At 71.7% G+C, this 13,800-nt stretch carries 10 protein-coding genes and 1 pseudogene; 3 read left to right on the top strand and 8 right to left on the bottom strand.

Features of this window, described 5'->3' with window-relative positions:
* Positions 1-13 precede the first annotated feature (13 nt).
* Positions 14-1,498 (top strand): citrate/2-methylcitrate synthase, encoded by a 1,485-nt coding sequence (locus ACFFR3_RS24940; protein ID WP_345387004.1) that lies wholly within the window; start codon positions 14-16, stop codon positions 1,496-1,498.
* Positions 1,499-1,502: 4 nt separating this feature from the next.
* Here ACFFR3_RS24940 and ACFFR3_RS24935 read toward each other — a convergent pair whose 3' ends face one another.
* Genes ACFFR3_RS24935 through ACFFR3_RS24925 form a run of 3 tightly spaced genes read right to left on the bottom strand, consistent with a single transcriptional unit; the run spans position 1,503 to position 7,302 of the window.
* Positions 1,503-4,820, bottom strand: coding sequence for a chromosome partitioning protein ParA (locus tag ACFFR3_RS24935; protein ID WP_379483928.1), 3,318 nt, complete (start codon positions 4,818-4,820; stop codon positions 1,503-1,505).
* Positions 4,821-4,877: 57 nt separating this feature from the next.
* A complete protein-coding gene (locus tag ACFFR3_RS24930) occupies positions 4,878-6,107 on the bottom strand; it encodes a hypothetical protein (protein ID WP_379483927.1) in 1,230 nt (409 codons plus the stop codon).
* A complete protein-coding gene (locus ACFFR3_RS24925; RefSeq protein WP_379483926.1) occupies positions 6,100-7,302 on the bottom strand; it encodes a hypothetical protein in 1,203 nt (400 codons plus the stop codon). Before ACFFR3_RS24925 ends, ACFFR3_RS24930 begins: the two co-directional genes overlap by 8 nt.
* 238 nt (positions 7,303-7,540) lie before the next feature.
* Between ACFFR3_RS24925 and ACFFR3_RS24920 the strand changes: the two genes are divergently transcribed.
* Both ACFFR3_RS24920 and ACFFR3_RS24915 read left to right on the top strand, forming a co-directional pair.
* On the top strand, positions 7,541-8,632 hold the full coding sequence (locus tag ACFFR3_RS24920; protein WP_364364180.1) for an AAA family ATPase: 1,092 nt from the start codon (positions 7,541-7,543) through the stop codon (positions 8,630-8,632).
* 120 nt (positions 8,633-8,752) lie between these two features.
* A pseudogene (locus ACFFR3_RS24915) lies at positions 8,753-9,223 on the top strand (DNA glycosylase AlkZ-like family protein); the annotation flags it as partial.
* On the opposite strand, the gene ACFFR3_RS24910 reads toward ACFFR3_RS24915, so the two are convergent.
* The 5 genes from ACFFR3_RS24910 to ACFFR3_RS24890 form a co-directional block, all read right to left on the bottom strand.
* On the bottom strand, positions 9,194-9,760 hold the full coding sequence (locus ACFFR3_RS24910; protein ID WP_379483925.1) for a hypothetical protein: 567 nt from the start codon (positions 9,758-9,760) through the stop codon (positions 9,194-9,196). The pseudogene ACFFR3_RS24915 and the gene ACFFR3_RS24910 overlap by 30 nt on opposite strands.
* A complete protein-coding gene (locus tag ACFFR3_RS24905) occupies positions 9,757-11,823 on the bottom strand; it encodes a hypothetical protein (RefSeq protein WP_379483924.1) in 2,067 nt (688 codons plus the stop codon). Before ACFFR3_RS24905 ends, ACFFR3_RS24910 begins: the two co-directional genes overlap by 4 nt.
* Positions 11,820-12,047, bottom strand: a complete 228-nt coding sequence (locus ACFFR3_RS24900) for a hypothetical protein (protein ID WP_364364189.1) — start codon at positions 12,045-12,047, stop codon at positions 11,820-11,822. The genes ACFFR3_RS24905 and ACFFR3_RS24900 overlap by 4 nt, the downstream gene beginning before the upstream one ends.
* Before the next feature lie 132 nt (positions 12,048-12,179).
* Complete coding sequence (locus tag ACFFR3_RS24895; protein WP_364556413.1) at positions 12,180-13,298, bottom strand: magnesium and cobalt transport protein CorA; 1,119 nt, start codon at positions 13,296-13,298, stop codon at positions 12,180-12,182.
* 23 nt (positions 13,299-13,321) lie between these two features.
* Positions 13,322-13,795 (bottom strand): nuclear transport factor 2 family protein, encoded by a 474-nt coding sequence (locus ACFFR3_RS24890; protein WP_364364194.1) that lies wholly within the window; start codon positions 13,793-13,795, stop codon positions 13,322-13,324.
* Positions 13,796-13,800 lie beyond the last annotated feature (5 nt).

Here is a 13,800-nt window from a genome sequence, read left to right as displayed (position 1 = left end):
AAGGGCCTTCGGGGTGGAGTGGATCGACGCGGCCGCGGCGTCGGAGCGGCTCGGGGTCAAACCCGCCACGCTGTACGCGTACGTGAGCCGCGGCGTCGTGCAGCGGCGGCACAGCGAGGACGGGCGGCGCAGCCTGTTCTCCGCCGAGGAGATCGAACGCCTCGCCCGCCGCGGCCGGCCCCGTGCCCAGCCGCCTGAGCTGGTCATCGAGTCGGCCGTCACGTCGCTCGGCGTGGACCGGCCCTACTACCGGGGCGCGGACGCGCTGGCCCTCGCCGGTACGGCGCCGTTCGAGACGGTCGCGGAGTGGCTGTGGACCGGCGACCCCGCCATCTGGCACCGCCCGGCCCGGCCCCGCCGCCCCAAGCAGCAACGTCCGGCCGGGCTGGGGCGGTCGCTTTCGGACGGGCCGGGGCGGTCGGAGGAGCGGGCGCTCCCGGCCGGTCTGGGGCGGTCGGAGGAGCGGGCGCTCCCGGACGGTCTGGGGCGGTCGGAGGGGCGGGAAATTTCGGACGGTTTGGGGAGGTTCGAGGGGCGGGCGCTTTCGGACGGGCCGGGGCGGTCGGAGAGCCTGGGCGGGCCGGAAGGGCCGCAGGGGCCCGGGATCGGTCAGGACGGGTGGCGGTTTGAGCCGGGCGACGGGTTGCGGGCCGCCTGCGCCGCCCAGCGCGGCCTGCCCGGCGACCTCCTGCCGCTCGACCGCCTCCAGGTCATCGTCACGGTCCTCGGCGCGTCCGACTCCCTCCGCTACCAGCTCGACCCCGCCTCGGTCACCGCCACGGCCCGCCGCCTGATCGCGGGCATGGTGGACGCGATGCCGCCCCTCCGCGACGACGACACCCAGGGCGGCACGATCGCCGAACGCCTCTGGACCCGCCTGTCCCCGCACCCCGCCGGCCCCGGCCTGCTCGACGCGCTCAGGGCCGCCCTGGTGCTGCTCGCCGACCACGAATTGGCCGCCTCCACACTCGCCGCCAGGGTCGCCGCCTCCGCCAAGGCCGACCCGTACGCGGTGGTCCTGACCGGCCTCGGCGTGCTGAGCGGCCCGCTGCACGGCGGCGCCTCGTACGCCGCGGAGCGCCTCCTGGCCGAGATCACCCACCCGGGCGAGGCACCACGCGTCATCGGCGAGCGGCTACGGCGCGGCGAACGCATCCCCGGCTTCGGCCACAGCGTCTACAAGAGCGGCGACGCCCGCGCCACCCTCCTCCTCGACCTGCTCAAGAAGGCCGTCATGCCCTCCGACGGTCCGGCGGGCGAGCGGATCGCGGCCCTGGACGCCGTACTGGCCGAGATGCGCCGTCGCCGCCTCCCGCACCCCAACGTGGACCTCGCCCTCGCCACCCTCGTCACCGTCAGCGGCATGACCCGCGGCGCCGGCGAGGCGATCTTCGCGGTGGCCAGGGCGGCGGGCTGGCTGGCGCACGCGATGGAGGAGTATCGCCGCGGCTCCCTCCTCCGCCTGCGCGCCTCCTACACCGGCCCGCCACCCAGGTGAAGGCTCACCGCTCGACGTACGCCGCCAGCGCCCGCACCCGCTCCGCGTGCTGGTCGTGCCCCACGATGACCGGCGGCTCGTTGTACGGCATGGCGTCCGACGACCGCCGCAGCTTGATGTACTGGCCGCAGGCGTCGATCGCGTACGGCTCCATGTCGTCCTGCAGCGCCCCGATCACCGTGATCCCGTACGTCTCGCCGATCCGCCGGAACAGCGCGACGGCCTCCCGCCGGTGCTCCTTGCCCAGGTTGCGCCCGAGCTCGTCGAGCACCAGGCACAGGTGGCCGCCCCCGGACGAGGCGATGGCCGCCGCGCACACCAGCTTGACGGCCTTCTCGTCCATGAGCGCGGTGTTGGCCCGCCGGTTGTACGGCACGAACCCCTGGCCCTCGCCCCGCCGCCACTTCGGCGTGACCCGCCACTGCCAGCGCTGCTCGGGGTCGGCCGGCGCGGGCGGCACCGGGAACTCCAGGGTGGCACCGTAACCGCCGTACGAGGTGTCGAGCTTGTCGAACTCCTCGGCCACCCGCGTGAGACGGGCCTTGATCGCGGCCGTCAGCGCGGCCCGGTGCACCGCCGTGGACTGGGCGGCCTCCTCAGCGCCCCTAGCCGCCGCGGCCAGGTCGCGCTGCCGGGTGACGAGCTGGGCCTCGATCTGGCGGCGCTGGTGGCGTTCGTACTCCTCCTGGCCCCGCAGGTAGGACGAAAGGGACCCGCACACCGCCGAGAACGTCGCCTGCTCCCGCGCCGTGCTGCCCTCCCGCTCGCTCAGCAGGAAGCGCAGCTCCTCGGGCAGCTCCGCGTCGTCGTCCGGGAACGTGTCACGCAGCGCCTGGTCAAGGAGGCGTTCGGCGGCCCGCCACCACTCGTCGGCGGTGCGCGGCCGCTCGTCGTCGGACAGCGCTTCGAGCCACTCGCGGGCGGTCTCGACCGTGCCGCCCCAGTCGGCGGCCAGCGCGTCGAGCTTGAGCGCCTCGCGTTCGGCGGTGACCTTGGACTCCTGCTCGCGGGCTTGCGCCCGCTCGCTCTCGTGCCGGTGCCTGCGGCCCTCCATCCGCTCGATCTCCATGTCACGCGTACGGGCGCGGAAGTCGAGCGCACCCGCCTGACGCTCGGCCTCGGCGACCTTGGGGGCCAGCTCCTCGATGGCGGCGTTGAGCTCGGCCAGCTTGGCCCGCCGCTCGCCCAGCTTGACCTCCAGCTCGGCCAGCCGCACCCCGGCCCTGGCCCCTTCGAGCCGCCGCTGCGCCTCGGCGACCGCCTCCTCGGCCTCGCGTACGGCCTGGGCGGCGCTCTCCTGGACGTCTTTGGCCCGGTTGAGCCGCTGCTCGGCGGCCTTGATGCGGGCCTCGCGCCCGGTCGCCACCCCGTCGAACGCCCCGACGACGCTCACCCCCGCCGCGCTCACCAGCACCGACCCGGGCAGGCCGGCCAGGGCAGCGGCGGCGGCGTCGAGCTGCCCCGCGTCCACGATCACGGCGTGCTCGTGCGGCCACCCCCGCAGGTCACCGACCACGGCCGGCTTCCCGTAACGAGCCTTGAGCGCCGCCCCCAGCGCCGCTCCTTCAACAACACCGGCCGCCCGCGCGGCATCGGCCGCCTGCACAGCGCTGGCCGCTTGCATGGCGTCGGCCGCCCGCGCGGCATCGGCCGCTTGCACAGCGCTGGCTGCTTGCACGGCGTCGGCTGCTTGCACGGCGTCGGCCGCTTGCACGGCGTCGGCCGCCTGCCCGGCACCGGCAGCCCGCGCGGTACTTCCCGCGTCGGCCTCCTGCGCGTCACCGGCGTCGGCCGTCCCCTTTGCGGCGGGCCTGCGCCCGTCGCCGGAGCCCGGGCCCCGTCCGGCCCTCCGGGGACTGCCGCCGGACGGGCTGGCGTCGCGGGCCTGCTCGGCCACGTCGAGCGCGTCGAGCAGCCCGGTCGCGCCGATGCCCGCCGCCGCCAGCGCGTCGAGCTGGGCCGCCGCCGGCCCGCCCTCGGCGTCGTCGAGCGCGGCCTGCGCGGAGGCCACCTCCTGGTCGGCCACCCCGAGCGCCTTCAGCGCCTCGTTGAGCCGCAGCCGCACCTCGCCCAGCTCGCGTTCGGCCGCCGGCACGTCGCGCCCGTCGGCGAACCGGCGCGTCTCCTCCAGCGCGGGGACGAGCCCGCGCAGCTCGTCGGCGGAGTTCTCGGCGACGGCCCGGTCGGCGTCGAGCTTGCCCGCCCGCGCCTGCAGCGCCGCCAGCTCCTTGCGCGCCTCGGAGACCTGCCGGTCGAGTGTGTCCTCGCGCAGGGTGGAGATCTCCGCCTTGACCAGGGCGACCGCCTCGGCCGCCGCCACACCGGCCGCCTGGTGCCGCTCGAGGTCGGCGGCCAGCGCCTCGTCCTTCGCGGCGGCGTCGGCCAGCTTGCGCGCCTGCCGCCCGCGCCAGCACCGCAGCGCGTCGGCCAATCTGACGCGCGCCTGGTCACGCCGGTCGAACGTGCTCAGCAGCGCCTTCGACTCCGACTCGAACTCGGCCAGCCGGTCGGCCGCCTGCGCCGCCCGCACGCGCTTGGCGTGCTCGTCGCGGCGCGCCTCGCGCTCCTGCTCGAGCTCGGCGTCGAGGCCGGTCAGCGCGGCGATGGCCTCGAAGACCCGCTCGGGCGAGATCTCGTTGAGCGGCTGGGAGAGCAGGTTGGTGGCGACCTTGCTGCGTACGGACGTGGACAGGAACGACACGCACCTGACCCGGTCGCCGTAGAGGACCTTGGTGAGGTCGCGGGCCACGACGTCGCGCCGCCCCGCCGAGCGCGGCAGCGACGCCCAGATCTCGTCGGCCCGCGCCACCCGCTCCGCCTCCGACGGCGACGCCGCGAGGTGCACCCCCTCGCGCCAGCGGATCTCCAGGTGCGGCGCCTCCTGGTTGACCCGCAGCCACACGGTCATCGCGCCGCCCGAGGTGTCGGGCACCTCGAACAGCTCCCCGTCGGCCGCGGGCTCCTGCGGCTCAGGGGCAGGCGGGGCGAACCCATCCATGCCGGGCGGTCCGAAGACGCCCACGATGTAGCCGTGGTCGGCGCTCGCCCACTGCCTGGACCCGGCGCCGCTGGCCAGCTCCGCGTTGAACAGCAGCTCCGAGACCGCCTTGGCGCCCGACGCGAACCGCCACTGCTCGTCGCCGAGCAGCGCCGTGATCGAGGCGATGAACGACGACTTGCCCGCCCCGTTGGAGTCCTTCGGCCCCGCGCCCGCCACCACGATCAGCGTGCCGGGGACGGTGGGCACCGGATGGGTCGACAACCGCGAGATGTTGACCGCCTGCACGGCGATCAGCACCCGGTCTCCGACGACGTTCTCCACCTGCGACACCTGAACCCCCGTGACCCTTCCATCCCTCATCAACGCTGACATGTGATCTCATCTGGCCGATCTTCTGGCGAGCACGGCCGCCGCGAGCGGCGTGCTGGGCCCGGCCGCGAGGATCAGCTCCTCCTGCAGCCGCCGCCGCGCCGCCGGGGTGAGCCGGTGGAACTGCGGCCCCGGCACGTAGCCGCCCGCTTCCTCGCCCGCCTTGACCTGGCTGATCAGCCCCGCGTGCCGCAGCACCCGCAGCGCCGACTCCAGCTCGCCGATCGGCAGCTGGGTGTGGCGGCGCAGCTCGTCGGCCGGCGTGGGGTGCGGCGACAGCCAGGAGTCCTCCGGCAGCAGGCCCTCGGCGCGCGGGATGGCCACCGAGTGCACGAGCACGAGCGTCAGCACCGCACGCTCGCTCACCCCCAGCCGGGCCGGCCCCTCGGCGCCGAGGCGGGCGGCGACGGCGTCGTCGTAGCCGGAGGTCCAGCGGTCGCGGTGCTGGATCAGGGTGCGGCCGCGCCTGGCCAGCATCTCGCCCAGCGTGTGGCGTAGCGCCGGGTCGCGCAGCGCGGCGAAGCGCACCTCCTGGACGGGCTCGGCCGCGTGCTCGACCACCATGTACGCCGCCACCAGCTCGGCCCGCCGCCGCTCGTCGTAGCCGCTCAGCAGGTCGTCGAACTCGGCCACCGCCGCCTCCGCCCGGCCGCCCGCCTCGCTGGCCTCGGCGCTCTGACCGGCGGCCACGAGGTCGTCGTCGGGCACCACGGTCAGCTCGGGCCGCGCGGGGTCGGGCAGCCTGCGTACGAGCTCCTGCAGCTGCGCGTGCGACTCGACCGGCCACAGGGCGCAGCGCGGGCCCAGCGTGACCACGCCGTCGCCCATCACCACCCACGCGGAGTCGTGCAGCCGCCGCAGCGCACCCACCGCCCAGTTGCGCATGAGGTCGTCGGTGCGGCCGATCAGCTCGCGGTAGGTGTCGAGCACCAGGTCGACGGGCGCGGGCCGGCCCGGCCACGGGTCGGCGGACAGGTCGTGCCAGCAGCACTTGAGCACCGCCGCCAGCACCCGCCGCGTCTCGCCGGAGCGCTCCACCGCCACGGGCGGCACCTGGTGCTCCTCGAGCAGCGCGGGCGTCACCCCGTCCGGCCACACCGGCAGCGCTTCGCCGGTGGAGTCGGCCCTGGTCAGCCGCATCATGCCGGGCGGCGCAGGCTCGGCCGCGCCCAGCCTGACGGGGCCGCCCGCGCGGGCGCGCGCGTGGGCGGCGGCGGCGGGCCCGGGATGCTCAGCCATGGACACGCTCCAGGTGACCGTCGGACAGCCAGGCCGGCTCGCGATCGGGGTCGATCCTGAGCCCGTCTGCCCAGACCAGCCGGTAGGGCAGTTCGGGCCGCAGATCGACGGTGGTCAGGTCGGCCAGCACCCGCCGCGCGGCCACCCAGTCGGAGCTCAGCGCGTCGCGCAGCGCCACCCGCTCCGACCCGCCGAGCAGCGACTCGGCCGTCTCGCGCAATCGCTCGAGCACGGCGTCCTGCGAGGCGCCGAGCTCGGAGTCAGGACCAGGATCGGGCAGGTTGGAGCGCGGGGGAGTGGGCTGCGCGGGAGCCGGGCGCGGGGCCTCGTCGACCGCGCGGGCTATCGCGGCCGGGTCGTGCCAGGGCGCGGGCGCGTCGAATACGAACCCGTCGAGCACCGCCGCCAGCCGCTCCTTCGGCGCGGTCTGCGCGAACGTGCGCCACGTCTCGGTCGGCAGCAGCGTGAGGTTGCGGGTGGTGCCCGCCGAGTCGGCCAGCCGGCCGGCCGCCCGGCGCGAGGCGTCGCTGTAGGCGTAGATGGACGCGCGCAGGTCGGTGCAGACCCGGTCGAGCTCGGGCCAGCGGGTCAGGATCGTGCCGTGCAGGCCCTGCGCCCGCCGCGCGATCTCCTCCGTGCCCCACAGCTTGGGTGCCTGCTCGCGCAGCTCCTCGATGGTGCCGGTGGTAAGTGTGATCAGCTCGAGCGCCCACAGCCGGAACGCCCGCGCCAGGTTGAGCGCGCTCTGCCTGGCCTCCTCCATCGTGGTGCGCGGGTCGGCGACGTTGAGGTCTTCGAGCGCCAGCAGCCTGTGCATCTCCGACTGGCCGCCGTCGTCCATCATCCGCCTGATGAACATCAGCCCCACCACGCTCGTGAACGACGCGCGGTAGCGGAGCTGGTTGGGCTTGGGGAACACCTCGCGGATCGCGCCCAGCCCCTTGAGCACCCGCAGCCGGTTGTCGAACTGGTCGGTCGGGTAGGCCCGGCAGGCGAAGCGCATCTGCTCGTGCGTCAGCCACTCCTCGCCCGCCTCGGCGAACGCCGCGAACAACGTCTCGGCGATGTCGACCAGGGCGGGATCGTCGACCACCGCCCCGCTGTCGCGGGCCAGCGCGGCGAACATGCGGCGGTAGGTCGACAGGACCGCCTCGTCGGTGAGCACGGAGTCGAGGGTCAGGGGCTGTTCGGACACGGGCACTAAGGTACGGCTTCGGACCGACACTCCACGCACGCCCGCACCCCGAATCCCAGCGCTACCAGCCGGTACGCGCGCGCGAGTGATTCCCGAGCGCTAGGGTGATCCCCGGTAATACGGGGGCGAACGGTGTGCAGTCGGAAATATCGGGGTGTGTAGCGGTGTGCCGGCTGTCCTCGCCGTCGCCTCCCCTGAGGGCCGCTCTCCGAGTGCGCCGGCTGAGAAGGGGACTCAGTTGACCCAGTACCACTACCAGGACCACGCCGCCCGCTACCAGGACCTCGGCGAGCCCGCCGCGCCGGCGTACCAGCAGCAGGCCGCACACCCCCAGCACACCGGACCGCACGACCCCTCCGCCCACCTCCAGCAGCACAACGCGCAGCTCGCCGGCCAGTTCGCCCAGCGCTTCCACCTCCTCGCCGGCAACATCGAACGCATCATCAGAGGCAAGCACGAGGCCATCGAGCTGGCCCTGATCTGCCTGTTCGCCGAAGGACACCTGCTCGTCGAGGACGTCCCCGGCACCGGCAAGACCACGCTCGCCCGCTCGCTCGCCGCCAGCGTGGACGCCGAGTGGCGGCGCATCCAGTTCACGCCCGACCTGCTGCCCAGCGACATCACCGGCGTGTCCATCTTCAACCAGGCGCAGCAGACGTTCGAGTTCCACCACGGGCCCGTCTTCGCCAACATCGTGCTCGCCGACGAGATCAACCGCGCCTCACCGAAGACGCAGGCCGCGCTCCTGGAGGTCATGGAGGAACGCCGGGTCACCGTCGACGCCGAGCCGCACCCGGTGCCCCGCCCGTTCCTCGTCGTGGCCACGCAGAACCCCGTCGACATGGACGGCACGTACCCGCTGCCCGAAGCCCAGCTCGACCGGTTCCTGATGAAGATCTCCGTCGGCTACCCCGACCACGCCTCCGAGGTCGAGGTGCTCAAGGGCATGCCCACCGGGCCGCAGGTCGAACGGCTGCCCGTGGTGGCGCGCTCGTCGGACGTGGCCGGCATGATCGACTTCGCCTCGCGCATCCACGTGGCCGACCCCGTCTACGACTACATCGTCGCGCTGTGCGCCGCGACCCGTACGAGCCCGCACCTCAGTCTCGGCGCCAGCCCGCGCGGCAGCCTCGCCCTGCTGCGGGCCGCCCGCGTCAAGGCCGCCGCCGCGGGACGGCACTACGTGGTGCCCGAGGACGTCAAGGCCCTGGCCGTACCCGTCCTCGCCCACCGCCTCATCCTCACCCCGGAAGCCGAACTCCGCGACTTCACGGCGGCCACCGCCCTGACGGAACTGCTGACCACCATGCCCGTCCCCCAGGCCGCCTGAGAGCGATGCCCGGCATGCCGAGAGGCACCGAGGCCCAGCTGCTGCACCGCGCCCGCCGGGCCTGACAGCCGGGGACATCGTCCGCCACCTGGGCGCCGTGCAGGCCCAGGACGTACCGTCCGCGCTGCTTTCATCCACGTGGACGGCCTCCCCTGGCTCCACGCCCTGACCAGGCGCCCCACGAAGCGCGTACTCAAAGAACTCGCCACCCGCTACCGCCGAGCCCCCCACCCCGCCACCCCGGAGGACCTGGTCACCTGGTCAGGCCTGCCCCTGGGCACCACCCGCACCGCCTGGCACCTCACCCCGCCGTCGCCGAAGCCACCCGCCACGGACCCGTTCGTCCGCCTGATCCCCGCCTTCGACGAGTACCTCCTGGGCTGGCCCACCCGCACCCCGATCCTCGCTGAGGAACACACCCACCACATCTACCCGGGCGGCGGCATCCTCTGCCCCGCAGTCCTGATGAACAGCCTGATCCGCGGCACCTGGAAACGCACCGGCACAAAAGCCGAGCTAGATTCCTCCGACACCCTCCCACCCTCGCTCACCACCCCCGAGCTAACCGACATCCACCGCTTCCTCACCTGACCGCTCGTCCAACAGAACCGGCCTAAGCTGCCGAAAAAACTCCACCGCATCCGCCGCCGAATCCCGCCCCGGCACACCCTCCATGATGTTGATGGTGAGCAGCTTCTCGTAATCACCCGTCCACCCATAGACGAACGCGATGCTCCGCCCCTGAGCATTCCCCCGACGCGCCACAAACCCTGGGCCCAGTCCATTGGGGAGATCATTGCCCCGGTTCACCCGCTTCGTGTTCTCCAACCCTTCAGGGCTGATGGGTGAGGGCTCGAACATTTTGATCAGCAGCCCTTGCTCACCTTCCGCTTCTCCACCGACGGAACATGACCCGAAGCGCCGGCCCATGTCGATTGTGGTGCCGTAGGCGGAATACTCGGTGAGGCCGGTAGCGATTTTGATGGCGTCGGATGAGATCAGACCGCACTCCCGAGGCTCGGCTGTGACGTCCCCAAGCGCCCGGGTGTCTGGTGGTGTGCTCGATGGTGACGAGCATGCCACCAAGAGAGACACGGCTCCCGTGAAGAGGATGAGCCGGCTCTTCATGAGCCATGTCCGGAGTAGATGTTCTTCGCATCCCTGAAGCCACTCGTGATCGCGGCGTCAGGAGCAGCGAACACCCGGCCGGTGTCGTTCAGCCGCAGCCACTCGTCGTAGGCCCGGCGTTGGCCGGAGTTCATGTCGGCCCAAGGAATGAGGTGCCCGTCATCGAGAAAGTGGCCAGGTGCACCGGGGGAGAAGTCCGCGTGGTGGTAGGGATGCGATCTGGCGCGCGCGGCCGCGTCGCCGAAAAGTCCATGACGCATCATGGCGGCTGCCGTGAGGTCGGTGAACATGTGCTTGGCCGCTCCCACAGCCGTGTCCGCGTCCTGGCGAGCCGTTTCCTCATGGCCCGGCTTGATCTGTCCGAACATCTGGTCCCGAGCTGTCTCGGCCACCGTGCCGGCCAACGTTCCCGGAGGTCCTGCGAGGAATCCCACGGCCTGTTCCGCCAGATCCTTGAAAAAGGTGAGCCGCGCATCATCCTCTTTGGCGGCACTTATCATGGAGATGTTGGCGGCGTCGGTGATCGCCCACGTGGTCATGCTGAGATCGCAGGCGGCACGGGCAAATGCGGCACCACCACTACGGCTCATCCGCTCTTCCAGTACGTCCTGCCACTCCGCTTCGAGCTGCTGTGGAGTCGCCTCCGGGTGCGAGTGCCGCCATTCAGTGAAATCGGCCTGTACTTCAGCGGACACCTTGACGGCCAGTTGGTCGAGGACTTCAGCTGAATAGAGGCCGTGTGCCGTGGCGACTGTCTCGAAGGCTCCTTCATCCACGAACGCCCAGGTCATAATCTTTTTGAGGTCGCTGTTGCTGAATCTGGCGCCGTAGGCTTCCAGCCCCTTCACATTCTTGTCCGGATCCAGGCTCGTCACGACGCCGGGGATTTCGTCGCTGAATGCCTGCGTGTCGCGATGCACGTCGCTGATGTACGCCGCGAGAATTCTGCCGACATGGAGGCGGGATTCAGGCAGGTTCTTCTGGACCTTCGGGTCGCTCCAGAAGTGCAGGGCCCAGGAGGCGATCAGGGCGGATTTGTAGCCGCGGCTTTCGGCGGGTGGGAGGTCGTGGTCGCGGAATTCCGTGGTGGCGGATTCGATGGCCCAGGCGAGGTCTGTTCCGGCGGTGCCGTGCCAGGGGTGGGTGCGCATCAGATATGCCAGGGGGCGGCGGGCCGGGTCGGTGAAGAAGTCCTGGGCTACGGCGGGGTGGTGGGCGAGGGCGGCCAGGGCGGTGCCCATCGGGCTGAGGTCGCCGGGGGTGGTGTCGCGGGGGCCGGGGGTCGTCCACGTGTCGCGGGGGAGTGAGAGGTCCGGCGGGTGGGCCACGTCCAGGTCGTAGAGCTTGCGGATCAACGTGAGGAGGAAGGTGTGGTCGAAGGTGCCGTCCTGGAGGAGACGCTTGAGGGCGAAGGCGTTCTCTGGGAGGTGGAGGTCGGCGGTCAGGAGGTCGGTGTAGTCCGGTGGGAGGGTGAGGCGGCCGACGCCTCGGGAGGCCGTGGCCAGCAGGGTGCTGAGGATGGTGGTGAGGCGGTCCTGGGTTGCCACGTCGTACTGGAGGGGGCGTTCTGAGGGTGGGAGGCCCGCCCCGTAGGCGCGGGCGATCAGGGATCTGAGCTCGGCGGGGCCGATCACCTGGGTGAAGGCCAGGGCGAAGTACGGGTCGTTTTTGTGGCGTTCCAGGGCGGCGACTGTTTCCGGGGTGAGGGCGTGGGCGGTGAGCTCGGTGCGGAGGCGGGTGGCGAGAAGCTGGGCGTTGGTGGTGCCTTCGGCGGGGGACTTGGAGAGCCAGGCGGATTCGTCGGCCCAGAGGAGGCCGTCCTTGCCGAGGGTGCGGTCGGGGGTGGCGAGGATGAGGTCCAGGCGGCCCTGCAGGGCGGGGAGCTGGTCGGCCAGGCGGCGGGCCACTGTGTGGAGGTGGGAAGGGCCCCACATGTGGAGGCCCAGGGCGGACAGGTTGCGTTCGATGTGGACGGCCACTTCCGGGAGGGTTTGGGCGGTTCGTCGCATGCCGTTGATGAGCTGGGTCATCAGGGCCGGGTCGATGCCTACCTGCGGGGTCACCGGGCGTCCGGGGTGAGGGTGTCCAGGAGGGACAGGGCGCGGGTGAAGAGGTCTTTGACGGCGTGGTCCCAGGAGCGGAGGTCGGCTGCCAGCCGGTCGCCTGCGGGGCCCTTGAGCGCGCCGGCCTCGACCAGGCGGGCGAGTGCGAGCACGTCGTCCTGGTGGTGGTCGCGCAAATGCTCCAGCTGCCGCCGGGCGGTGTTGATGTGTTCCTGCGTCGCCATCGTCACCGATCTGTAGTGGCGGGGTCGAAGGCATCATAAAAGCAGGTCAGGGCGGAAATCATCAAGCCCGGGAAAGGGCGATGGAATGGATGATGATATGTCGGGAAAAATCGCCCGGGAATGGCTCGCCCGTCAGAGCCAGTCCCTCCGCTTGAAGACGGTGTAGAGGATCAGGCAGACCGCTCCCATCAGGACGATGGCGAACGGATAACCGAAGACCCAGTGCGTTTCCGGCATGAAGTCGAAATTCATCCCGTAAATGGTCCCCACCAACGTGGGCGCGAAGAGAATGGCCGCCCACGCCGAGATCTTCTTGACCTCCTCGCCCTGCCGGATGCTGGCCTCCGTCATCCGCGCCATCTCCGCGTTCTGCGCCTGGGTGACCAGCGTGGAGTTGACGACGAGGATGTTCTGCAGCATCTGGCGGAAGGACGAGATGCGCTCGGTCACCGTGATGGCGTGGTCGGCGACGTCGCGCAGGTAGCTCTGCAGCTCGTCGGTGACCCCGTATTTGCGCGCCCCGGCGATGAAGCCGTGGATCATGCCGACCAGTGGCGCGGTGGCCCGCTGGAACTCGATCACCTCGCCCGACAGCTCGTAGACGCGCCGCGACACCGACGGGTCGCCGCTGAAGACCTGGACCTCGATCTCCTCGATGTCCTTCTGCAGCCCGGCCACGACCGGGGCGTAACCGTCGACGACGGCGTCGAGGATGGCGTACAGGACGGCCTGCGGGCCCTGGCGCAGCAGGTCGGGGTCGGACTCCATGCGCCTGCGCACGCCTTGCAGGTCGGGGGCCTCGGCGTGGCGTACGGTGATCACGAAGTTGGGGCCGACGAAGACGTGCAGCTCGCCGAACGCGACCTCCTCCACGTCGTCGAGGTAGCGGGCGGCGCGCAGCACGACGAAGAGGGTGTCGCCGTAGCGGTCGGCCTTGGGGCGCTGGGAGCCGACGATGGCGTCCTCCAGCGCCAGCTCGTGCAGCTCGAACTCCTCGCCGAGCTTGACCAGCTCCCATTCCTTCGGCCGGTAGAGCCCGATCCAGGCCATCGCGTCGGGGGTCTGCTTGAGGCGTTCGAAGGCGTCGGCGAGCGAGCCGGGGTTGTCGACCCGCTCGCCGTCGCAGTAGATGGCGTTGTCGATGACGGTCGGGCGGTAGGGAGGCTCCTCCACGGCGCGCGGGTCCATCGAGTGTTCGGGCGCTTGCTCGCGTACGTCACCGCCGCGCCTGAGCCCCTTCACCCTGGCCATGGGCACCTCCCCAACAGGAAGAACTAGGACGAGCCGAGCTCGTCGAGCTGCTGTGTCGCGCGGTCTCTGATGGTCTTGCGCCACATGGGCGTCCAGCCGAACAGCAGCCCGTGCGGCCGGCCCAGAGCCATCTTCGACCAGCGTCTGAAGTCGAAGTCGTCGTGGTGGCGGACGATCAGGCCGTCCTCGAACCTGAACAGCGCGTCGATCTCGTTGACGACCTGGCGGCCCGTGCTGGAGAAGGCGTAGGTGGCCGTCCAGTGGGCGGTGCCGGTGAAGTCGTCGGCCGTCACGTCGCGGTATTCCGACTTCAGCCCGTCGCGTACGCCGAGCTGCAGCCGCCACATCCTCATCACCCTGTCGCGCCCCTCGACCTCCTGGAAGATGGGGTCGCCGAAACTGACCGCGGGGTGGTAACAGCGCTCCATGGCCGCGAAGTCCGCGCGGCCCAGAGCGTCGTAGAAAGCGCTGATGAGCGCCACGTGCCGATCGTTCACCCCTC

It is taken from the genome of Nonomuraea salmonea, from assembly GCF_042428605.1.
Classification (GTDB): Bacteria; Actinomycetota; Actinomycetes; order Streptosporangiales; family Streptosporangiaceae; genus Nonomuraea; species Nonomuraea salmonea.
This window is presented reverse-complemented; position numbering and strand designations above follow the sequence as displayed.